Origin of the sequence: Caulobacter segnis, from assembly GCF_003243465.1 — a bacterium.
Taxonomy (GTDB): domain Bacteria; phylum Pseudomonadota; class Alphaproteobacteria; order Caulobacterales; family Caulobacteraceae; genus Caulobacter; species Caulobacter segnis_A.
This window is the reverse complement of record NZ_QFQZ01000081.1, coordinates 1-19,549: the sequence shown is the minus strand read 5'-3', so window position 1 is coordinate 19,549 and position 19,549 is coordinate 1. Positions and strand designations below refer to the sequence as shown.

Annotated in this window: 23 protein-coding genes, 1 other RNA gene and 1 pseudogene; 16 read left to right on the top strand and 9 right to left on the bottom strand. The window is 67.8% G+C overall.

The features are described 5' to 3' along the window. Positions 1 to 168 precede the first annotated feature (168 nt). A pseudogene (locus DI526_RS19530) lies at positions 169 to 311 on the bottom strand (hypothetical protein); the annotation flags it as partial. An 83-nt stretch (positions 312 to 394) separates the two neighbouring features. Between DI526_RS19530 and DI526_RS19525 the strand changes: the two are divergent. Together DI526_RS19525 and DI526_RS19520 are read left to right on the top strand one after the other, a co-directional pair. Beyond that, positions 395 to 1,300, top strand: a complete 906-nt coding sequence (locus DI526_RS19525; protein ID WP_304281420.1) for an SDR family NAD(P)-dependent oxidoreductase — start codon at positions 395 to 397, stop codon at positions 1,298 to 1,300. 223 nt (positions 1,301 to 1,523) lie between these two features. Then, the gene (locus DI526_RS19520; protein WP_304281418.1) at positions 1,524 to 2,822 is read left to right on the top strand and encodes an outer membrane protein transport protein; all 1,299 of its coding nucleotides are present in this window, start codon (positions 1,524 to 1,526) and stop codon (positions 2,820 to 2,822) included. A gap of 62 nt (positions 2,823 to 2,884) precedes the next feature. Here the strand turns inward: DI526_RS19520 and DI526_RS19515 are convergent, their stop codons facing one another. From DI526_RS19515 to serB, 3 genes are all read right to left on the bottom strand, one after another. Next, positions 2,885 to 3,994 (bottom strand): Mrp/NBP35 family ATP-binding protein, encoded by a 1,110-nt coding sequence (locus DI526_RS19515; RefSeq protein WP_304281416.1) that lies wholly within the window; start codon positions 3,992 to 3,994, stop codon positions 2,885 to 2,887. Between the two features lie 79 nt (positions 3,995 to 4,073). After that, positions 4,074 to 4,739: an HAD family phosphatase gene (locus DI526_RS19510; protein ID WP_304281414.1), complete on the bottom strand. Its 666-nt coding sequence runs from the start codon at positions 4,737 to 4,739 to the stop codon at positions 4,074 to 4,076. Further along, positions 4,736 to 5,614: a phosphoserine phosphatase SerB gene (gene serB, locus DI526_RS19505; protein WP_304281412.1), complete on the bottom strand. Its 879-nt coding sequence runs from the start codon at positions 5,612 to 5,614 to the stop codon at positions 4,736 to 4,738. The genes DI526_RS19510 and serB overlap by 4 nt, the downstream gene beginning before the upstream one ends. On the opposite strand from serB, the gene miaA reads away from it, so the two are divergent. Further along, the gene (gene miaA, locus DI526_RS19500; RefSeq protein WP_304281409.1) at positions 5,595 to 6,494 is read left to right on the top strand and encodes a tRNA (adenosine(37)-N6)-dimethylallyltransferase MiaA; all 900 of its coding nucleotides are present in this window, start codon (positions 5,595 to 5,597) and stop codon (positions 6,492 to 6,494) included. The two genes, serB and miaA, sit on opposite strands and share 20 nt — an antisense overlap. On the opposite strand, the gene DI526_RS19495 is transcribed toward miaA, so the two are convergent. Further along, positions 6,475 to 6,990 (bottom strand): hypothetical protein, encoded by a 516-nt coding sequence (locus DI526_RS19495; RefSeq protein WP_304281407.1) that lies wholly within the window; start codon positions 6,988 to 6,990, stop codon positions 6,475 to 6,477. The genes miaA and DI526_RS19495 overlap by 20 nt on opposite strands. 120 nt (positions 6,991 to 7,110) lie before the next feature. Here DI526_RS19495 and DI526_RS19490 point away from each other — a divergent pair, with 120 nt between their 5' ends. After that, positions 7,111 to 7,596 (top strand): CinA family protein, encoded by a 486-nt coding sequence (locus tag DI526_RS19490; RefSeq protein WP_304281404.1) that lies wholly within the window; start codon positions 7,111 to 7,113, stop codon positions 7,594 to 7,596. Here DI526_RS19490 and DI526_RS19485 read toward each other — a convergent pair. Further along, the gene (locus DI526_RS19485; RefSeq protein ID WP_304281402.1) at positions 7,593 to 8,660 is read right to left on the bottom strand and encodes a serine hydrolase; all 1,068 of its coding nucleotides are present in this window, start codon (positions 8,658 to 8,660) and stop codon (positions 7,593 to 7,595) included. The genes DI526_RS19490 and DI526_RS19485 overlap by 4 nt on opposite strands. Positions 8,661 to 8,833: 173 nt before the next feature. On the opposite strand from DI526_RS19485, the gene DI526_RS19480 reads away from it, so the two are divergent. The 4 genes from DI526_RS19480 (at position 8,834) to DI526_RS19465 (ending at position 12,270) form a co-directional block, all read left to right on the top strand. Beyond that, positions 8,834 to 8,881 carry a hypothetical protein gene (locus tag DI526_RS19480; RefSeq protein ID WP_193852718.1) on the top strand — a complete coding sequence of 16 codons (48 nt, stop codon included), beginning with the start codon at positions 8,834 to 8,836 and terminating at the stop codon, positions 8,879 to 8,881. A 100-nt stretch (positions 8,882 to 8,981) separates the two neighbouring features. Then, positions 8,982 to 10,793 (top strand): acetolactate synthase 3 large subunit, encoded by a 1,812-nt coding sequence (locus tag DI526_RS19475; RefSeq protein ID WP_304281399.1) that lies wholly within the window; start codon positions 8,982 to 8,984, stop codon positions 10,791 to 10,793. A gap of 30 nt (positions 10,794 to 10,823) precedes the next feature. Further along, entirely contained in the window at positions 10,824 to 11,381 is a 558-nt protein-coding gene (ilvN, locus tag DI526_RS19470) for an acetolactate synthase small subunit (protein WP_304281395.1), read from the top strand. Positions 11,382 to 11,394: 13 nt separating this feature from the next. Continuing rightward, on the top strand, positions 11,395 to 12,270 hold the full coding sequence (locus DI526_RS19465; RefSeq protein ID WP_304281392.1) for a hypothetical protein: 876 nt from the start codon (positions 11,395 to 11,397) through the stop codon (positions 12,268 to 12,270). On the opposite strand, the gene DI526_RS19460 is transcribed toward DI526_RS19465, so the two are convergent. Continuing rightward, positions 12,215 to 13,126, bottom strand: a complete 912-nt coding sequence (locus DI526_RS19460; protein WP_304281390.1) for an AraC family transcriptional regulator — start codon at positions 13,124 to 13,126, stop codon at positions 12,215 to 12,217. The genes DI526_RS19465 and DI526_RS19460 overlap by 56 nt on opposite strands. Before the next feature lie 187 nt (positions 13,127 to 13,313). Here DI526_RS19460 and DI526_RS19455 point away from each other — a divergent pair, with 187 nt between their 5' ends. The 7 genes from DI526_RS19455 to DI526_RS19425 all read left to right on the top strand — a co-directional run bounded on the left by DI526_RS19455 (position 13,314) and on the right by DI526_RS19425 (position 18,289). After that, a complete protein-coding gene (locus tag DI526_RS19455; protein WP_304281387.1) occupies positions 13,314 to 13,475 on the top strand; it encodes a hypothetical protein in 162 nt (53 codons plus the stop codon). Continuing rightward, positions 13,472 to 13,753 (top strand): Atu4866 domain-containing protein, encoded by a 282-nt coding sequence (locus tag DI526_RS19450; RefSeq protein WP_304281385.1) that lies wholly within the window; start codon positions 13,472 to 13,474, stop codon positions 13,751 to 13,753. Before DI526_RS19455 ends, DI526_RS19450 begins: the two co-directional genes overlap by 4 nt. After that, positions 13,717 to 14,081, top strand: a transfer-messenger RNA (tmRNA) gene (gene ssrA / locus DI526_RS19445). The genes DI526_RS19450 and ssrA overlap by 37 nt, the downstream gene beginning before the upstream one ends. A 255-nt stretch (positions 14,082 to 14,336) precedes the next feature. Continuing rightward, entirely contained in the window at positions 14,337 to 14,822 is a 486-nt protein-coding gene (locus tag DI526_RS19440; protein WP_304281382.1) for an SspB family protein, read from the top strand. Next, positions 14,819 to 15,292: a PaaI family thioesterase gene (locus tag DI526_RS19435; RefSeq protein ID WP_304281381.1), complete on the top strand. Its 474-nt coding sequence runs from the start codon at positions 14,819 to 14,821 to the stop codon at positions 15,290 to 15,292. The genes DI526_RS19440 and DI526_RS19435 overlap by 4 nt, the downstream gene beginning before the upstream one ends. Before the next feature lie 9 nt (positions 15,293 to 15,301). Next, on the top strand, positions 15,302 to 16,069 hold the full coding sequence (locus tag DI526_RS19430; RefSeq protein ID WP_304281379.1) for a C13 family peptidase: 768 nt from the start codon (positions 15,302 to 15,304) through the stop codon (positions 16,067 to 16,069). Between the two features lie 75 nt (positions 16,070 to 16,144). Continuing rightward, a complete protein-coding gene (locus tag DI526_RS19425; RefSeq protein ID WP_304281377.1) occupies positions 16,145 to 18,289 on the top strand; it encodes a serine hydrolase in 2,145 nt (714 codons plus the stop codon). A gap of 10 nt (positions 18,290 to 18,299) precedes the next feature. Here the strand turns inward: DI526_RS19425 and DI526_RS19420 are convergent, their stop codons facing one another. After that, a complete protein-coding gene (locus tag DI526_RS19420; RefSeq protein ID WP_304281423.1) occupies positions 18,300 to 18,680 on the bottom strand; it encodes a RusA family crossover junction endodeoxyribonuclease in 381 nt (126 codons plus the stop codon). Positions 18,681 to 18,697: 17 nt separating this feature from the next. Continuing rightward, complete coding sequence (locus DI526_RS19415) at positions 18,698 to 19,237, bottom strand: DUF1697 domain-containing protein (RefSeq protein WP_304281375.1); 540 nt, start codon at positions 19,235 to 19,237, stop codon at positions 18,698 to 18,700. Between the two features lie 85 nt (positions 19,238 to 19,322). Here DI526_RS19415 and DI526_RS19410 point away from each other — a divergent pair. Beyond that, on the top strand, positions 19,323 to 19,549 hold a 227-nt coding region (locus DI526_RS19410), incomplete at its 3' end, for a lyase family protein (RefSeq protein WP_304281373.1).

Below are 19,549 nucleotides of genomic sequence, written 5' to 3'. Positions count from 1 at the left end.
GGAAGCGGGTTAAAACCCCGCGCGTCGAGGGCTCACCGGATAACGATCACGCGGAGCGTCTGGCTTCGTCGAAACGGTACACACACTCAACACCTCCGGACGGATGTCCGGCGCTCCGCGTCCCTCCCATCCCTTCAGCGGCCCGCCGCGTGAAGCCAATGAACCACGTCCCCTCCCCTTGATGGGGAGGGGTAGGGGTGGGGTGAATTCAGCGGTCGATGCAGCGCGCGGCCGCCACCTCAGCGGTCACCCCATCCCCGGCCCTTCCCCATCGAGGGGAAGGGAGCACCAGTCGCAGCGGCGAGGATCATGCCACAGCCCCTCCCCTTGACCTCCCCTCTCCCGCGCCGCACAACACGGCAAAACCAAACACGCGTTTGAGGGAGACTTCGGCATGGCGGACATCCGCTTCGACGGCAAGGTGGCGATCGTGACGGGCGCCGGCGGCGGCCTTGGCCGACAGCACGCCCTGGAGCTGGCGCGTCGCGGCGCCAAGGTGGTCGTCAACGACCTGGGCGGCAGCGTCGATGGCTCGGGCGGCTCGTCCGAAGCGGCCCAGAAGGTCGTCGCCGAGATCAAGGCTTTCGGCGGCGAGGCCATCGCCCACGGCGCCTCGGTGACCGACGACGCCGGCGTCGCCGACATGGTCAAGACGGCCATGGACAAGTGGGGCCGCATCGACATCCTGATCGCCAACGCCGGCATCCTGCGCGACAAGACCCTGACCAAGATGGAGCTGGCCGACTTCGAGCTGGTCATGCAGGTCCACGTGTTCGGCACCTTCAAGCCGATCAAGGCGGTCTGGGACATCATGAAGGCCCAGAACTACGGCCGCATCGTCGTGACCACCTCGTCCTCGGGCATGTACGGCAACTTCGGCCAGAGCAACTACGGCGCGGCCAAGATGGCGGTTCTGGGCCTGATGAACACCCTCAAGCTCGAGGGCGCCAAGAACGACGTGAAGATCAACGCCATCAGCCCGGTCGCGGCCACCCGCATGACCGAGGGCCTGATGCCGCCGGAAGTGCTGGCCAAGCTGGCCCCGGAATACGTCACGCCCGGCGTCGTCTATCTCTGCTCGGAAGAGGCCCCGACCGGGGCGATCCTGACCGCCGGCGCCGGCGCGTTCGCCCTGTCGCGCATCTACGAGACCGAGGGCGTCTATCTGGGCGAAGGCGGTCTATCGGCCGAGGAAGTCCGCGACAGCTGGGACCAGATCACGGCCGAGGCCGGACAGAAGGCCTACTTCAATGGCGGCGAGCAGGGCCAGAAGTTCTTCCGCAAGATGGCGGGCGGTTAACAGGGCTCAAGCATTCGCCGCCAAATGTCAGGCTAAAGGCGAAGTTTTGACAGAACGATGATTGATCTGGGGCCCTAGCGGCCCCAGTTCTTTTACAAAACCGACAAAATTCACACCTAGATCAATTTAGGGCAACATTCTCCCGATAGGTGCGTTAAAGCGGCGCTCAAAGGCGCCGTCCGGGTGATCGGCGAGCCAAATTTTTTACAAGGTCGTCAGTCTCATGTCCCTCAAGCGTACCCATCTCGCCGCCGGCGTCGCCGTGGCCACGCTCCTCGCCGCCTCGCAGGCCTCGGCCTCGGCCTTCTATCTGCAAGAACAGTCGGTGCGCGGCACGGGCCGCGCCTATTCCGGCGAAGTGGCCGACAAGGGCGTCGGCAGCCTGTGGTGGAACCCGGCCTCGATCGCCGGCATCGACCGCAGCGAAATGGCCCTCGGCGTCAACGCCATCCAGGTGAACTCCAAGGTCGTCAACAACGGCTCGACCATCACCCGTCCGGTCCCGCCGGCCGGCCTGACCACCCCGATCGGCGGCGCCGGCACGGCCTTCGACCCGATCAACGACGGCGTGGTCCCGAACCTGGGCGGCGCCTTCAAGGTCAACGACAAGCTGTCGCTGGGCGTGGCGGTCTCGGCCCCCTACAACTTCACCACCGAGTACAATCCCGACAGCTTCACCCGCTATGACGCCCTGAAGTCGCACCTGCGGACGATCAATGTCGACGGCGTGGTGGCCTACCGCGTCAGCGACATGCTGGACCTGGGCGTCGGCTTCACGGCCCTCTACGCCGACGCGACCCTGACCAACGCCCTGCCGAACATCTCGCCGCTGCAGCCCGACGGCCGCCAGTCGCTGAAGGGCGACGGCTGGGCCTACGGTTACACGGTCGGCGCCCAACTGCACCCGTCAAAGAGCCTGACGATCGGCGCCAGCTATCGCTCGAAGATCGACCAGAAGCTGGACGGCACGGTCGCCGTCTCGGGCCTGCTGGCCCCGATCCCGGCCGCAAGCAACTTCTCGGTCGACGGCCAAGCCAAGATCACCCTGCCCTGGATCGCCAATGTGGGCGCCCGCTGGGCGGTCAACGACCAGTGGACCCTGAACGCCTCGGTCAGCCGCGTCGGTTGGGGCGAGTTCGACGCCATCCGCGTCAGCTTCCCGGGCGGTGCCTCGACCAGCGTCCAGAACTACAAGGACACCACCACCTACGCCGCCGGCGTGGACTTCCAGGCCTCGCCGCGCCTGACCCTGCGGGCCGGCGTGCAATACGACCCGACCCCGACGCCGGACGTCGGCCGCACCGCCCGCGTGCCGGACGGTGACCGCATGATGTACGCCGCCGGCGCCACCTGGGCCGCGACCGACAGCCTGAAGCTGGACGCGGCGGTCAGCTACATCAGCTTCGATGACAGCACGATCAATCGCACCGACGTGACGGCGACCAGCTCGACCGCTCGCCTGAACGGTGAAGTGACCGGCTCGGCCGTGGTCATGTCGGCCGGCGCGCGCTTCAGCTTCTAGGCGCTGAGCACGGCCCAAGAGAAAGCCCGCCAGGAGCGATCCTGGCGGGCCTTTTCGTGGGATTAGCCGACGGCCTTCCAAAGCGTCTCGGCTGCCGAAACGAAGACCTGGGCCGCCTGGCCCTTGGGCTCTCCGATCACGGCCGGAACGCCCTCGTCGCCGCCGATCCGCACGCCCATCTCGATCGGCACGCGGCCCAGCAGCGGAACCTGCAGGCGGGCGGCCTCGGCCACGCCGCCGCCCTCGCCGAAGATCGGGATCGGCGCGCCGGTCGAGGGGTCGGCGAAGAAGGCCATGTTCTCGATCAGGCCCAGGATCGGCGTCGCGGTCTTCTCGAACATCACCGCCGCGCGGCGGGCGTCGATCAGGGCGATCTCCTGCGGCGTGGTCACCAGCACGACGCCGTCGATGCGCAGCTTCTGGACAAGGGTCAGCTGGATGTCGCCGGTGCCCGGCGGCAGGTCGACCACCAGCACATCCAGCGGCTGGCCTTCCGAGCCCCAGGCGACGTCGTGGATCATCTGGCGGACGGCCGACGAGGCCATCGGCCCGCGCCAGATCATCGCCTTGCCCTCGTCGACAATGAAGCCGATCGACATCAGCTTGACGCCATGCGCCTCGAGCGGCTGCAGCTTCTCGTTCTCGAACAGCGGGTCGCCGTCGACGCCCATCATCTTCGGCGCCGAGGGGCCGTAGACGTCGGCGTCCAGCAGCCCGACGCGCAGCCCCATCTGGGCGAAGGCGACGGCGAGGTTGGTCGAGACGGTGGACTTGCCCACCCCGCCCTTGCCCGAGGCGACGGCGATCACGTGGCGGACGTGGGCGGGCTTCTCGGCTTCCGGCGGCGGGACCATGCGGGCCTGCGGGTCCTCGGAGACCTTGGCGCCCTTGCGCACCCGGGTCGCGCCCTCGGCGGCCTGGGCCGTCAGCACGACCTGGGCGACATCGACGCCCGGCAGGGCGGCCAACGCCTTCTCGGCGGCTTCCCGCACGGGAGCGTAGGTCGCGGCCTGGCTGGCGGGGACCTCCAGCATGAAGCCGGCGCGACCGTTCCGGACCACCAGCCCCTGCACCAGTTCCGCCGCCACCAGCCCTCGCCCGCTGACGGGGTCGGAAATGCGGTCAAGCGCCGCGCGGGCGTCGTCGAGGGTAGCGGGAGTTACGCCGGTCACGTCAGTCAGGCCTCGTGTTGCGAGCCCCCATATCCGCGCCGCGCCCGGCTTTTACAAGAGCGCGCCGGCGCCGAAGGCATCAGGCCGAGGCCTTCAGCAGGTCCATGACGTGGTGCAGGCTCTCGGCGATGTGCACGCACTTGTCGTGCATCTCCTCGTTCGGATCGAGGATGTCCGGCACCATCACCGTCATCATGCCCGCCGCGTGGGCGGCGCGCACGCCGGGATGCGAGTCCTCGAGCGCCAGGCAGTAGCTGGGATCCACGCCGATGCGCTCCGCCGCCAGCAGGTAGGGATCTGGATTGGGCTTGTGGCGCATCACGTCATGGTGCGCGACAACCGCATTGAAGCGATGCAGCAGATCGAACCGCCCCAGATAGCGCTCGACCGCCGCCATGCCGTTCGAGGTGGCGATGCCGCGCGGCAGACCGCGATCGTCGAGATAGTCGAGGATCTCGACCACCCCGGCCTTCAATCGGGTCTCTGCTTCCAGGAGGTCCTCGACGTCGGACCAGACCCGCTCGAAATAGGCCTGGACCGGAAAGGTCTCGCCGTAGAGCTCGCGCAGCATCACGGCGCACTCCGGATTGGTCTTGCCCACCATCGAGGCGTAGGTCTCGCCGGTGAACTGGACGCCGAAGACGTTTCCCGCCTCGATCATCGCCGCGCGGTAGACGATCTCGGTGTCCAGCAGCAGCCCGTCCATGTCGAAGACCACGGCGTCGACGCGGCGGGGAAAGCTCACGAGACGAACTCCTCGGCCTTGTAGCCCTGGAAGTAGAGCAAGGTCGTCAGGTCGGTATGGTCGACCTTGGCGTCGGCCTGGGCCGCCACGATCGGCTTGGCGCGGTAGGCGACGCCCAGGCCCGCGGCCTCGATCATCGCCAGGTCATTGGCCCCGTCGCCGACCGCTAGCGCGTCGGCGGGCGTCAGCCCCAGGGCCGCCGTTTCCTCGCGCAGAGCCGCCAGCTTGGCCTCCTTGCCCAGGATCGGATCGCCGACCTCGCCGGTCAGGGTGCCGTCCCGTTCGATCAGGGTGTTGGCGCGGTTCAGGTGGAAGCCCGCCGCTTCCGCCACCCGACTGGTGAAGAACGTGAAGCCGCCCGAGACCAGGGCGCAGCGCGCGCCATGCTGGGCCATCGTCGTGACCAGGGTCCGCGCGCCGGGGTTCAACCGGACCCGCTGGTCGTAACAGCTCTGCAGCGCGTCGACCGACAGGCCCTTCAGCATGCCGACCCGTTCGCGCAACGCGCCCTCGAAGGCCAGTTCCCCGCGCATCGCCCGCTCGGTGATCTCCGAGACCTGGGCCTTCACGCCAGCGAAGTCGGCCAGCTCGTCCAGGCATTCGACGTTGATGATCGTCGAGTCCATGTCGGCGATCAGCAGGCGCTTGCGGCGGTTCTCGACGGGCTGGAGCGCGAAGTCGATCGCCAGGTCGGCGAGCTCCGCCTTCAAGGCTTCCAGGTCGCCGCTCTCGACGAAGACGTCTATGGCCAATCGCCCCAGCTCGTCCTGACGGCTGGACAGCAGGCGTTCGACGCGCGAAACGGCTTCTGCGTAGGCGTCGGGGTTCGCCCCGACGATGGTGAGGACGGTCGGAATGGTGGAGAGTTCGGACATCGCGCCCCGCATCTGGCTGATCGCGGGCCCGACCGCAAGCGGCAAGTCGGCCCACGCGCTGCAATTGGCCGAGCGGATCGGCGGCGAGATCGTCAACGCCGACTCGATGCAGATCTATGCCGGCCTGCGGGTCCTGACTGCTGGCCCCTCACCCGAGGAGCTGGCGCGTGCGCCCCACCACCTGTTCGGCGTCGTGGACGCGGCGGTCGGCTGGTCGGTCGGGCGCTGGCTGGAAGCGGCGACGACCGCGCTCTCCGAGATCGCCGCGCGAGGCAATCCGGCGATCGTCGTCGGCGGCACCGGTCTCTATTTCCGCGCCCTGACCCATGGCCTGGCCGACGTGCCGCCGGTGCCGGAGACCCAGCGCGAGATTTCCGGCCTGCTTTACGCGGCGCGAGGCGAGGCGGAATTCCGCGAAATCCTCAAGCCGCTCGATCCGGAGGCCGAGGCCCGCATCGAGGTCGGCGACCGCCAGCGCCTGGTTCGCGCTCACGCCGTAGTGGTCGCGACCGGCAAGTCCCTGACCGCCTGGCAGACCGACACCAAACCGGCCTTGGAGCCTGGAAGCTGGAAGGGCCTGGTGCTCGATCCCCCGCGCGCCGAGCTCTACGCCCGCTGCGACGCCCGCCTGGCCGTCATGCTCGAGCACGGCGCGCTGGAAGAGGTGCGGGCGATGGAGGCGCGGAGTCTCGACTCGTCCCTCCCCGCACTGAAGGCCGTCGGCTATCGCGAGTTCGCCGCCCATCTGCGGGGCGAGACCACGCTGGAACAGGCGCTGGAGGCCGCGCGGCAGGAGACCCGCCGCTACGCCAAGCGCCAGCTGACTTGGTTCCGCAACCAGACGCCCGACTGGGAGCGAATTAGCGCTCCGTCAGGGTGACGCCCGCCTTCAGCAGCCGAGGCCTCACGGCCAGCTGGTAGTCTTCCTCGAACATCTGGACCTTGAGGCGATCCAAGTTGGCGATCACCCGGTCCTCTGCGGCCGTCACCGGCTTGGCGAAGACTTCGCAGGTGGTCCCCGCCGGGAGATCCGCCTGGCCGTTCTCGATCGCTTGCAGCGGCTTGGTGGCGCCGGCCTCGCAGCCCAGCAAGCCGGTGATCGAATAGAAGCAGAGGTCGCGCTGCAGATAGGACTCGACGACCCAGACACAGGGGATCGCCGACACCGTCACGCCCTCCGGCGCCGCCGGGACCGCGCCCGGCTTCGCGACCGTCCGCAGGAAGATCTGGTAGCGCACCACCATATTCTCCGTCCGGCCGCCCTTGGTCAGCGTCAACGCCTTGGCCTTCTGCGCGATCGGGGCCAGCCGTTGAAGCGTCGGCGGCGTTGGCGCGGGAGCAACGGCGGCGGGCGGCGGAGCGGCTTGGACCAGCAAATGAACCTCCAAGGTTGAGCTTGGGCATCGTGACCACACCCGCGCAATCTTGGCGATAGACCGTGTTTGCAGCGCCGCGACTTGTCCCTATGGAGGGAGCCGAAGCCTAAGGAAGTCCCGATGCCCGACCTTGCCGCCCTCGCCGAACGCGTCGCCGAACGCCTGATCGCCCGAGGCGAGACCGTCGCCGTCGCGGAGTCGTCGGCCGGCGGCCTGATCTCGGCGGCGCTGCTGGCGGTGCCGGGCGCGTCGAAGTTCTATGTCGGCGGCGCGGTGGTCTATACGGCCCGTGCGCGGCTGACCCTGATGGACATCCCGCAGAAGGCCATGAATGGCCTCCGCTCGGCCAGCGAACCCTATGCGGAACTGCTGGCCCGAGTGGCCCGCAAGAACCTCAAGGCGACTTGGGGACTTGCGGAGACGGGCGCGGCGGGGCCCGACGGCAACCGCTACGGCGACGCGCCGGGCCACTGCTGTATGGCCGTGGTGGGCCAGGAAACCTCGGCCAGCACGACGCTCGAGACCGGCCGCGGCGACCGCGCCGGCAACATGCAGGCCTTCGCCGTCGCGGCGCTGGAGCTGCTGGCCCGAACGTTGGAAACCTAAGCCGTCGCGAACAGGCTATAGGCGAACTCGTCCATCGCCTTTTGGCTGATGCTGGTGTTGTTCAGCAGCACGACCGTCGTCTGGTCGTCGAAGCGATGACCCAGCACCGAGCGGAAGCCGGCCGCATTGCCCGTCTCCCAAGCGAAGACGCGCGGCATGCCGTCGGCGAACAGGGTCCTGACCCGTCCGCCCAGGGCGTAGTTCTGGTCCGGCCAGCCGACGGTCAGCAGCTCCCGCTTCCGCGTCGGCGGCAGGAACCCGCCATCCAAGACCGCGTGCGCCGCCTTCAGCAGGTCGCCCGCCGTGCTGCAATAGCCGCCGCTAGCGGCCATGAACGGGAAGCGGTCGTTCGTCCGACGCACCAGAGGCTCCAGCGTACGGTAGGAGACGGCGAGGTCAGGCGGGTCGATCGGCGTGGTGCGCGCCAGGCCCAAAGGCGCGACGACCAGCCTTGACATGGCGTCCGCATAGGCTTGGCCCGTAACCGCCTCGATGATCGCAGTGATGATCACCCAGTTGGTCATGGCGTAGTCGAACTTGGTCCCGGGCTCGAACGCCAGATCGCCTGAGCACCACAGCTTGACGGCTTGGGCGGTCGTCATCGGCCTCTTGAACAGGTCCGGATCAGGATTGGCCTTGGTCCAGGACGCAAAGCCGTTCGGCACGCCGCTGATGTTCGTCATCAGGTGACGGAGCTTGACCTTGGCCCCGGTGTCGGCGCGGTAGTCCGGCAAGTAAGTCAGGATCGGGGCGTCGAGATCGACCTTGCCAAGCTCGGCCAGCTTCAGCAGCGCCGCGGATGTCAGCCACTTCGAGATCGAGGCGATGATGTATGGCGTGTCCAGCGTGGCCGGCTTCTTGGCTTCGATGTCCGCGAAGCCAACCGTCCTCGAAAAGATCGGCTTGCCGGCCCTGCCGACCAGCACAACACCTTGGAACGGCTGGACCTTCAGGAAAGCATCGACCGCCTGGTCGGCGGCTCTCCCCGATAGCACCGAGGCGGAGGCCTGACCGGCGAGGCCAAGCGCCGCGGCTCCAACTAGAAATTCGCGCCGACCGAACACTAGGACGCTCCTGAATTGCGGGACCGCGACCGTGCTGGGGAAAACCTGCCCCTGTCACGTGAAACTCCGGTAAGGTCACACCGCTAAAAAAGGCACATCCTTGCGACAAGGCGCGCCTTGACGGGTTAATGCGCGCATGCGATGACCCATTCCGTAGCTTTGGAGCAAGACTCGTGCGCAAAACCATGATCGTACTTATGGAGCGGCCGTCCGCGACGTGACCTTAGAAGTCACGCCGTAGTTCGGTCGCGCGCGCAAAGGTCCTTCGGGACCTTTTTTCTTTTCCGCCTACACCCTTCCCGCCTTTCCCCGGATCGTTCCATGACCGCCCACCAGACCATCGAGAGCAAGGCTCCCGCCGCCGCCGACACCTCCCGCGCCATGACCGGCGCCGAGATCGTGGTTCGCGGCCTCGTGGATCAAGGGGTCGAGGTGCTGTTCGGCTATCCGGGCGGCGCGGTCCTGCCGATCTACGACGCCCTGTTCCACGAGCCGCGCCTTCAGCACATCCTGGTCCGCCACGAGCAGGGCGCGACCCACGCCGCCGAAGGCTATGCGCGCAGCTCGGGCAAGCCGGGCGTCGTCCTGGTCACCTCGGGTCCCGGCGCGACCAACGCCATCACCGGCATCATGGACGCCCTGATGGACTCCATCCCGATGGTCGTCATCACCGGCCAGGTCCCGACGCACCTGATCGGCACCGACGCCTTCCAGGAAGCCGACACGGTCGGCATGACCCGCTCGTGCACCAAGCACAACTACCTGGTCAAAGACGTCCGCGACCTGCCGCAGATCATCCATGAGGCGTTCAAGATCGCCACGACCGGCCGTCCCGGCCCGGTGTTGATCGACATCCCCAAGGACGTGCAGTTCGCCAAGGGCGAGTACTACGGCCCGCAAGAGGTCCAATCGACCCACGCCTATGCGCCGCGCATCAAGGGCGACGCCGGCCGGATCGCCGAGGCGGTCAAGATGATCGCCGGCGCGCGCCGCCCGATCTTCTACACCGGCGGCGGCGTCATCAACGCCGGCCCAAAGGCCAGCCAAGCCCTGCGCGAGTTCGCGGCCCTGACCGGCGCGCCGGTCACCTCGACCCTGATGGGCCTGGGCGCCTTCCCGGCGGCCGATCCGGCGTGGCTGGGCATGCTGGGCATGCACGGCACGTTCGAAGCCAACAACGCCATGCACGACTGCGACGTGATGATCTGCGTCGGCGCGCGCTTCGACGACCGGGTCACCGGTCGCCTGGACGCCTTCTCGCCGGGATCGAAGAAGATCCACATCGACATCGACGCCTCGTCCATCAACAAGAACGTCCGCGTCGACCTGCCGATCGTCGGCGACGCGGCGTCCGTCCTCGAAGACCTGATCGCCGCCTGGAAGGCCGCCAACCTGCAGCCGAACAAGGCGGCGCTGACCGACTGGTGGGCCCAGATCGACCAGTGGCGCGCTCGCCAATGCCTGAAGTACGGCGCGTCCGAGACGGTCATCAAGCCGCAGTACGCCATCGAGCGCCTGTACGAGCTGACCAAGGACAAGGACGTCTACATCACCACCGAGGTCGGCCAGCACCAGATGTGGGCCGCTCAGTTCTTCCGCTTCGAGGAGCCGAACCGCTGGATGACCTCAGGCGGCCTGGGCACCATGGGCTATGGCCTGCCCGCCGCCCTCGGCGTGCAGCTAGCGCATCCGAACAGCCTGGTCGTCGACATCGCCGGCGAAGCTTCGATCCAGATGTGCATCCAGGAGCTGTCGACCGCGATCCAGTTCGACCTGCCGGTCAAGATCTTCATCCTGAACAACGAATGGATGGGCATGGTCCGCCAGTGGCAGCAGCTGCTGCATGGCGAGCGCTACAGCCACTCGTATTCGGACAGCCTGCCCGACTTCGTGAAGCTGGCGGAGGCCTATGGCGCCCACGGCATCCGCTGCGACAACCCGGCCGAGCTGGACGCCAAGATCCTGGAGATGATCAACAGCGACAAGCCGGTGATCTTCGACTGCCGCGTCGAGAAGCACGAGAACTGCCTGCCGATGATCCCGTCGGGCAAGGCGCACAACGAGATGATCCTGCCCGAAGAGGTCAAGGACCTGGGCAGCGTCATCGACGAAGCCGGTCGCGGACTGGTCTAGGCGGCGGAACGGGTTAGAAGAAGAGCCAAGATGACCACGAACACCCAACCCGCCCCCGCCTCGGCCTACGACCTTAGCCCCAACGAGCAAGCCGAACAGACGGCGACGTTCGCCCTGCTCGTCGACAACGAGCCGGGCGTGCTGCATCGAGTCGTCGGCCTGTTCGCCGCCCGTGGCTACAACATCGAAAGCCTCACGGTCGCCGAGACCGACCGCAAGTCGCACACCAGCCGCATCACCGTGGTGACGCGCGGCACGCGGCAGGTGCTGGACCAGATCGAGGCCCAGCTGAACAAGGTCGTGAACGTCCGCCGCGTGCACGACGTGACCCGCGATCCCAACGGCGTCGAGCGTGAGCTGGCCCTGGTCAAGGTGCGCGGCTCGGGCGTCGACCGCGTCGAGGCGCTGCGTATCGCCGAGATCTTCCGCGCCAAGCCGGTCGACACGACGCTGGAGAGCTTCGTGTTCGAGATCTCGGGCGCGCCGTCCAAGATCGACAAGTTCCTCGACCTGATGCGCCCGCTTGGCCTCGTGGAACTTTCCCGGACCGGCGTCCTTTCCATCGAGCGGGGCGTCGAGGGCATGTAGCGGAGATGGGCGGATGAGCGGCCTGACCGGACTGATCGCGGGGCTGGCTCTCGCCCTTGGTCCGGACGGCGCCGCCCAACAGGCTCAGCCGCCTGATCCCGCCGCCTGGTGGTCGCCCAAGGTTGCGCGTCCGCCGTCCGAGATCGAGCCGCTGTACGGTCGCCGCCTGGGCAAGGGCGAGCGCCCCGCCGCCATCGACAACGGCGTCGAGCCCCTGCTCTACCGGCTCTGGGGCTTGCAACCCTTGCAGAGCCAGATCCTGCGCAAGGGGGAGCTGATCCTTGAGGTCTGGGCCAGGCCCGCGGGCGACGTCCGCCAGGCTGTCATCCGCCTCACTCTGCGCGACGACGGCCGAGCCTTCGTCCAGGCGCGCGCCGGACTTGGCTGCTGCACGCCGGAGATCGGCCGTCGCGTCGACGTCAGCGCTGAACTTGAACGCCCCGCGAGGGACGCATTGCGATCGATCTCCGGCGATCCCGCCTGGAGCCAGCCGCGCGCGGTGATCGTTGACTATGGCGGCGGCGCGGTCTCGGCGCTCTGCGTCGACGGCGTATCCTGGGACGTGACCCTGCTCGTCCCCGGCCAGGCGCGGCATCTGCGGCGCGCCTGCGATGACGCGGAGGTCGGCTCGATCGCCGGCGTCCTCTCGACAGCAATTGGAGCCGCGCTCAGGCGCGACCCGCGCTTCGACGCGGTCTTTCCGAAAGGGGCGGACTTCTCACGCCAGGCAGAGGCCTACGCCGCGTTGGTAAAGTCAGGCGGTCGGCTCGTCCCCAGCGACAACAACCGGCCGCAGCCCGCCGCCGCTCTGACGCCGCCCGAAACCGAAGCCCCTACGCCCCCGCCGCCACCATCTCCGGCTGCTCCCGAAGCCGCGCCACGTCCCTGAGCGGAGGGGCTCCGAACAGGCGGGCGTACTCGCGGCTGAACTGCGAGGGGCTGTCGTAGCCGACCGTGTGGCCGGCGGTCGCCGCGTCCAGGCGCTGGACCAGGATCAGCCGGCGCGCTTCCTGAAGGCGGATCTGCTTCTGGTACTGAAGCGGCGAGAGCGAGGTGACGGCCTTGAAGTGCTGATGCAACGCCGAGGGGCTCATCCGCGCCTCCTCGGCCACGGCGTCGATGCTGAAGGGCTGGTCGAAGTTACGCTTGATCCAGCCGATCGCGCGATTGACCTGCCGCAGCCGTCCATCGCGGCGCGCGATCTGCGCAAGGCGCGGCCCCTGGGACCCGGTCAGCAGGCGGTAGAGGATCTCCCGCTCGATCAACGGCGCCATGACCGCCACGTCGTCGGGCGTGTCGAGCAACGACACCATCCGGCAGACCGCATCGAACAGCTGCGGCGTCATGGCGCCGGCCGACATGCCCCCCACTAGCGGCGCGGCGGCGTCGAGGCGGGCGGCCAGGCCGCACTCCATGATCATCTCACTGATCAGCTTGGCGTCCAGGACGATCCGGAAGCTGAGATAAGGCTTGTCTGGCGAGGCGTCGACGACCTGCCCCGTCACCGGGACGTCGATCGACGACAGGAAGAAGTGGCGCTCGTCGTATTCATGGATCGCGTCGCCGACGGTGACGCGCTTGCGCCCTTGGGCCAGCACGCAGAAGGACGCGTCGTGCAGGCCATGATGCGGCTCGCTCGGCTGCGTCAGGCGATAGAGATTCACCCGCGGGCAGCAGGTGTCGAACGGACCTTCGTCCGGCGTGAATCGTTCAATCAGGGCGGCCAGCGCCTCGCGCGTGCTCATCGCTATTCCTTGTCTGGACGAGGCTATTTGTAAGCCTTGCACGATCCTCCGTCACGCGACGCCGCTCGCTTACGGAGGATCGTGCAATCATGCCGGAGCATCAATCTACCGACTGGACGGGCTGGCGCCGCATAGTGGCCTTGTTCCGCTCCCCGATGCGGCCAACCCCGAAAACCTGAGCTCTGCGATGAGACGCTACACGCCCCGACGCGGCGTGACGGCTCCGCGCTGGTTCGTCGCCGCCCTGCTGGGCGGGACGGCCGCGCTGACCGCCGCGACCGCCGTGCTCCCCAAACCGTTTCCCACGACCACCGCCCAGCCCCTCCAGATTGGGAGCCTCGCCCGATGATGATGTCCGCCATCGTTCCCCACATCCCCGTCGCCGGCGTCTGGACCTCGCCCGACGGCCACATCTGCCTGGAGCTGCGCGCCGACGGCCGCTTCATCGAAACGCGCGACGACTTCGCCGACGTGTTCACCGGGGTCTATGTCCTGGTCGGCGAAACCCTGAAGCTGTTCGAGGATCGGGGCGCGGTCGTCAGCGGCACCCTGGTCGACGGCCGCCTTAGCCTGGGGACAGTCCAGCGCCCGGCCTTCCATACCGAGGCCGAACACCCTATATTGTAATTGTCCGGCTTCGGCCGAACTATGGGGATAAACGCGCACGTAATAAGCGGACTGGACCCGGGTGCGATTCCCGGCGGCTCCAACAAATCTCTCCCAAGTTATCATGGGACTGCATGGGGCCGATCAGCATCGACAGACGTGTAAAGGTGACTGCTTTCTCTCGGCTTGGCCCACCGTTTCGGGCCTTTATCTAAATGCGAACGATAACTTCGCTGAAGAGTTCGCCGTCGCCGCGTAATGCGGCGCCGTTGAATTCGCCTCTTAAGTCCTAGGGCTTCAGATCCCTAGGCGGGGCCCGGAGGGAGCCTGCCAACAGAATCCCTCCACTTCCACCACGTCGCCGAGGCTCCCGCCTCTCTTTTCGAGAAGGAATGGGGGACCCTGCCAACAGAATCCCTCCACTTTCCACCACGTCGCCGAGGTTCCCGCCGTCTTCACGGAACGCGTCGCAAACGGTTGCAGAGCGCTTTCCCCAAGGTCGCTGCGACCTTGGGGCGCGAACGCCATCGGAGAGCTTTGCGATAGGCTTCCGACACGCTAGGCTCCGGGCTTCGTTTTCAGTTCGAAGTATCGACGCCAGCGCATGTCCCAGACCGAACAGCCCGAAGACCTCATGCAGTACGAGGCCATGGCGCAGGACGCCCTGCGTGGCGTGGTCAGGGCCGCCTTGAAGAAGGCCGCCGAACCGGGCGGCCTGCCCGAGCCGCACCACCTCTACATCACGTTCAAGACCAAGGCCGCCGGCGTTTCGGGGCCGCAGGACCTGCTGGGCAAGTACCCGGACGAGATGACGATCGTGCTGCAGCACCAATACTGGGACCTGGCGCCCGGCGAGAGCTCGTTCTCGGTGACGCTGAAGTTCGGCGGCCAGCCCAAGCGGCTCAACGTGCCCTACGCGGCCGTGACCCGCTTCTATGACCCCTCGGTGCAGTTCGCCCTGCAGTTCGCCCCGCCCGAAATCGTGGAGGACGAGCCGGAGCCGCAGGCCGAGCCGGAGGCCAAGGCTCCCGCGCCGTCGAGCGACGAAGGCCCCAAGATCGTTTCCCTGGACCAGTTCCGGAAGAAATGAGCGACATCGCCTCGGACGCTCCGAAAAGCTTGAGCGACGAGGCGATCCTCGCGCGCTTTCGCGCATCCAAGAACCAGCCGACGGGCTCCCAGACCCTGGGCTTCGAACTGTTGGCCGTGCGCCAGACCGACCGCGAGGTCGAGGTCGGGTTCACGGCTCGCGCCGACCTGCTTTGCAATCCGATGGGACAGATTCAGGGTGGCTATGTGTGCGCCATGCTGGACGAGTGCATGTCCGTGGCTGGCATGATCACCTCGGGCATGACCCACGTCGTTCCGACGCTGGAGATGAAGACCAGCTTCCTACGCCCAGCCCTGCCCGGCGCGCTGCGCGGCGTGGGCCGCGTGCTCAAGTGGGGCCGCACCGTCTGTTTCACCGAGGGCGAGCTCTACGACGCCGAGGGCCGGTTGCTGGCCAAGGCGACCGGCACGGCGATCCCGACGCCCTTCGCCAGCTTCAAGAAGAAATAGGGTCGGACCATGCGCGCAGCGGCGGCGGTCATCGGACTTCTGGCCTTGCTCCTCGCGCCGCTGTCGATCGCCCGCGCCGGACCGTTCTCCGATTGGAGCGCCGTCGTCGTCGCCGGCGACAATCGCGCCCATTCCGGCGGCCCGACCAAGGCGTTCGACAACGCACGACGCGACGTCGCCAAGGCGCTCGTCGAGCTCGGCTTTGACCAGCGGTCCATCCGCCAGCTTTCGGTGCGCCCACGACGCGACCCGACCACGGTCGTCGGCCGCGCGGATGGGCGGACGCTGGCTGAAAGCCTCCGGGCGAGCGCACGGACGACCAAGGGCTGCCTGTTCTACCTCAGCTCGCACGGCAGCCCGGACGGCGCGATTCTCGGCCAGGAGCTCTTGCGGCCATATCGGCTGGCCGCTCTGCTCGACGACGCCTGCCCTGACCGTCCCACCGTGGTGGTGATCTCCGCCTGCTTCTCCGGCGTCTTCATTCCAGCGCTGCAGAAAAAGGATCGCCTGATCCTGACCGCGGCGCGCGCCGATCGGGCCTCGTTCGGTTGCGGAGAAAGCGACCGGTATCCTTATTTCGACACCTGTTTCCTCTCATCCCTCCCCGGAGCGCACGACTTCGCCGCGCTGAGCGCGGATGTCCAAGCCTGCGTCGCCCGCAAGGAGCGCGAGACCGGCGCGGAGCCGGCCTCCGAGCCACAGGTCTGGATCGGGCCGGCCCTAAGGCCCCTGCTGCCGCTATACGCCTTCGAAAAGCCAAACCTCAGAACACCATAAATGCGATCGGGTTTGACCGGCGCGACAAGCGGGTTACACAGCCCTGGAAGTTTCTGCTTCACCCAGGGGACATCGTTGACGTTGCGTCTTTCGCCCGCAGCCGCCCTCGCGGCGGCCTTCATCGCACTTTGGTCCACGCCAGGATCCGAAGCGCGCGCTCAGGACGCCACACCCGCTGCTGCGGCCCCCAGCGCCGCCCCCGCCGCTGCGCCGGGTCCGCGCCCCTATTCCAGCCTGCGCCCTCGCAGAGCGCCGCCCCCCGCGCGACCCGCGCAACCGCAGACCCCGGCCGCCACCGCCGAGACTGCTCCGACGCCCGCCGCCCTGGCGCCGGCGCCCGCGGCGGGTGGCGTCGCGCCGCTGCCGCGCCCGGAGCTTGAAGCGTTCGTCGACGGCGTAGTGCAACGCGCCATGGCCCGCGACCACATCGCGGGCGTGACGATCTCCGTCGTCCAGAACGGCCAGGTCGTGCTTAAGAAGGGCTACGGGTTCGCCAACCTCGGCCAGCGCCGCCCGGTCGATCCCGACAAGACGCTGTTCCGCATCGCCTCGATCTCGAAGACGTTCACCTGGATCGCCCTGATGAACGAGATCGAGTCGGGCCACATGCGCCTCGACGGGCCGGTGAACCTCTATCTGCCCGAGGCCTTGCAGCTAAAGGACCAAGGCAAGAAGACCCAGGTCCGCCTGCGTGATCTGATGACCCACACCGCGGGCTTCGAGGACCGGGCCATGGGCCAGCTGTTCGAGCGCGACCCCAACCGCATCCGGCCGCTGGCGGACTATCTGCGCCAGGAGCGTCCGCGGCGGGTGCGCGAGCCGGGCCTGTTGCCCAGCTATTCAAACTACGGCGCAGCCCTGGCCGGCGCCGCGGTCGCCAACGTCACCGGCAAGCCGTTCGAGCAGCTGGTCAGCGAGGAGATCATCCTGCCGGCCGGCATGCGCCACACGACCTTCCGCGAAGCGCGACCCTGGCGTGACGACCTGCCCGCGCCGATGTCGGAGGCGCTCGCCGCCGAGCTGTCAGACGGCTTCTCCTGGACGCCCCTGGGCTGGATGGTTCGGCCGCGCGAGTTCATCGGCCAGGTGGCGCCGGCTGGGTCGGCGTCGAGCACCGCCGGCGACATGGCCAGGTACATGACCCTGCTGCTGAACGGCGGCGTGATCGACGGCAAGACCGTGTTCTCGCCCAAGACCGCCCAGGCCTTCCGCACGCCGATGTACCGCCCCGCGCCGGAAGCGGCGGGCTGGAACGCCGGCTTCCAGGACGTTCCCCTGCCCGGCGGCCGCCGCGGGTTCGGCCATGCCGGCGCGACGCTCTACTTCCACTCGAACATGGTGGTGGCGCCGGATCTGGGCCTTGGCGTCTTCATCTCGGTCAACACCGACAGCGGCGCAAACCTGCCCGCCACCCTGCCCGCCACGATCATCGAGCACTTCTACGCCAAGCCGCCGGCCATCCCGCCGGCCAGCGCGATGACCTACGACCAGGCCAAGCTCTACGAGGGCGACTATCTGACCACCCGGCGCGCCTATGGCGGCCTGGAAGGCTTCATCAACCGCGTGATCGGCAGGGCGACCGTCCGCGCGACGCCGGAAGGCCGACTGTCGATCAGCGAAGGCGGCTCGACCGCCCTCTTCAACGCCGTCGGCCGCCCAGGCGTCTTCAAGGCCGTCGATGGCCCGCTGGTCATCGCCTTCGACGCCAACGGCGACCGCCCGTCGCGGTTCTACGCCGCGCGCGGCTTCGCCACCTACGAGCGGATCGGGCCCATGCGGTCGGCGAGCGTGCTGATTGTCACGGTGGCGCTGGCGTGCCTCGCCAGCCTGGCCACGGTGCTGGGCGCCATCTTCCGCAACCGCCGCGAAGCCCGCCAGACGCCGGTCCAGGCGCGCGCCAGCCAGATGCAGACGGCCCAGGCGGTGCTGTGGCTGATCTCGGCCGGCTGCATGGCCGTCTTCGCGGCCCGCGCCTCCGACCAGACGGCGGCCTTCTTCGGCTGGCCGAGCGGCTGGCTGCTCAGCGGGTCGGCCTGCGCCCTTGTGGCGGCGTTCATGTCGGTGCTGACCCTCGGCGTCCTGCCGATGGTCTGGCGCGGCGGTCGCCGCGTCGATAGCTGGAACGCCGGACGCAAGGTCGCCTTCACCTTCACCGCCCTGCTGTTCGTGGTCCTCAGCGTCCTGCTGGGACTTTGGGGCTACCTGCTGCCCTGGAGCTGAGGCGCGAACCTCAATCCTCCAGGGTGCGCCGCATCAGGTTGGTGCTCAGCTTCCGCACCTGGATGATGATCCGCTCGCGATCGCCCGGCCGTCGCTCGACCAGCAGCCGGGCGACCTGGGCGTCGTCGTGGAAGGCGTAGCCCTTGATCGCATCCAGCAGCGCCTTAGCCAGATTATCGAGATCCATCCACGGGGGCTCGCCGACATATTCCATGCCGATCTCGACGCTGAACTCCCCCCAGGCCGGACGCGAACCGCGCCAGGACTTGCGGAAGAACTCGTAGATCAGCGGCTTGTAATACTTGCCCTGGGTCGTCAGGCCGTCGACCACGAGCGTCAGCTCCCCGCCCGCCTCGCGGGCCCGCACCTTGCCGTGATGCGTCCAGTCCATGCCGTCGAGCGCCTGGCTCACGCGTTCATCATCCCGGCCAGGGCCATCACCGTGTTCCAGTTGCGCGTCGTCCCCACGGGAGAACGCTTGGTCTTCTTCCAGTCCCGATCCAGCACCGAGTCGGCCATGCTGATCGGGAAGTCCAGATAGAGCTCGCAGGCGCCGACGACAAAGCGCTCCGGGCCCGTGATCGCCGCGCGCAGGATCGCCTCGTCCTCGGCCGGCAGCGGGGCTTTCAGGAAATTGACGATCACATGGCTCGGGTGATCGGCGGCCTCGGCCGTGAACGGGTTGCCGTCGACGATGGCCCGAATTTGAGCCGGCGATCGGACCATGAAGTCGGTCCGAAGTCCCATGCGCGCCTCCAGCGCATCCTCCAGCGCCCGCTCGAGCACGGCGCCGCCCGCGTGCTCGCCCCACAGCACGAGATTGCCGCTCGCCAGGTAGGTCCTGGCCTCCTTGAAACCCAGATCGTGCGCGATCCCGAGCAGGTCCTCCTTCAGCACCTTGCGCTTGCCGGTGTTGATCGAGCGCGGCAGCGCCAAATAAGGGCTCATGCGGGTCTCCTTCGCGTGGGCGAACATTGCCCTCCCCGCGCTCAAGGTCTAGACCGCGCTCGACCGTTTTTCCGGAGACCGCCGCATGACCGCCACGCGCACCGAGACCGACACCTTCGGCCCCATCGAAGTCGCCGCCGACCGCTACTGGGGCGCGCAAGCCCAGCGCAGCCTCGGCAACTTCAAGATCGGCTGGGAGAAGCAGCCTCTCCCCGTCGTCCGGGCCCTGGGTATCGTCAAGCGCGCCGCCGCCGAGACCAACACCAAGCTCGGCAAGCTGGACCCGAAGCTGGCGGAAGCCATCATCCAGGC

Excerpts from the sequence above, each read along its gene's own strand:
- DI526_RS19525 (WP_304281420.1), top strand. The coding sequence starts at position 395 with ATGGCGGACATCCGCTTCGACGGCAAGGTGGCGATCGTGACGGGCGCC.
- DI526_RS19520 (WP_304281418.1), top strand. The coding sequence starts at position 1,524 with ATGTCCCTCAAGCGTACCCATCTCGCCGCCGGCGTCGCCGTGGCCACG.
- miaA (WP_304281409.1), top strand. The coding sequence starts at position 5,595 with ATGGTGGAGAGTTCGGACATCGCGCCCCGCATCTGGCTGATCGCGGGC.
- serB (WP_304281412.1), bottom strand. The coding sequence starts at position 5,614 with ATGTCCGAACTCTCCACCATTCCGACCGTCCTCACCATCGTCGGGGCG.
- DI526_RS19490 (WP_304281404.1), top strand. The coding sequence starts at position 7,111 with ATGCCCGACCTTGCCGCCCTCGCCGAACGCGTCGCCGAACGCCTGATC.
- DI526_RS19475 (WP_304281399.1), top strand. The coding sequence starts at position 8,982 with ATGACCGCCCACCAGACCATCGAGAGCAAGGCTCCCGCCGCCGCCGAC.
- ilvN (WP_304281395.1), top strand. The coding sequence starts at position 10,824 with ATGACCACGAACACCCAACCCGCCCCCGCCTCGGCCTACGACCTTAGC.
- DI526_RS19465 (WP_304281392.1), top strand. The coding sequence starts at position 11,395 with ATGAGCGGCCTGACCGGACTGATCGCGGGGCTGGCTCTCGCCCTTGGT.
- DI526_RS19460 (WP_304281390.1), bottom strand. The coding sequence starts at position 13,126 with ATGAGCACGCGCGAGGCGCTGGCCGCCCTGATTGAACGATTCACGCCG.
- DI526_RS19455 (WP_304281387.1), top strand. The coding sequence starts at position 13,314 with ATGAGACGCTACACGCCCCGACGCGGCGTGACGGCTCCGCGCTGGTTC.
- DI526_RS19450 (WP_304281385.1), top strand. The coding sequence starts at position 13,472 with ATGATGATGTCCGCCATCGTTCCCCACATCCCCGTCGCCGGCGTCTGG.
- DI526_RS19440 (WP_304281382.1), top strand. The coding sequence starts at position 14,337 with ATGTCCCAGACCGAACAGCCCGAAGACCTCATGCAGTACGAGGCCATG.
- DI526_RS19435 (WP_304281381.1), top strand. The coding sequence starts at position 14,819 with ATGAGCGACATCGCCTCGGACGCTCCGAAAAGCTTGAGCGACGAGGCG.
- DI526_RS19430 (WP_304281379.1), top strand. The coding sequence starts at position 15,302 with ATGCGCGCAGCGGCGGCGGTCATCGGACTTCTGGCCTTGCTCCTCGCG.
- DI526_RS19420 (WP_304281423.1), bottom strand. The coding sequence starts at position 18,680 with ATGGACTGGACGCATCACGGCAAGGTGCGGGCCCGCGAGGCGGGCGGG.
- DI526_RS19415 (WP_304281375.1), bottom strand. The coding sequence starts at position 19,237 with ATGAGCCCTTATTTGGCGCTGCCGCGCTCGATCAACACCGGCAAGCGC.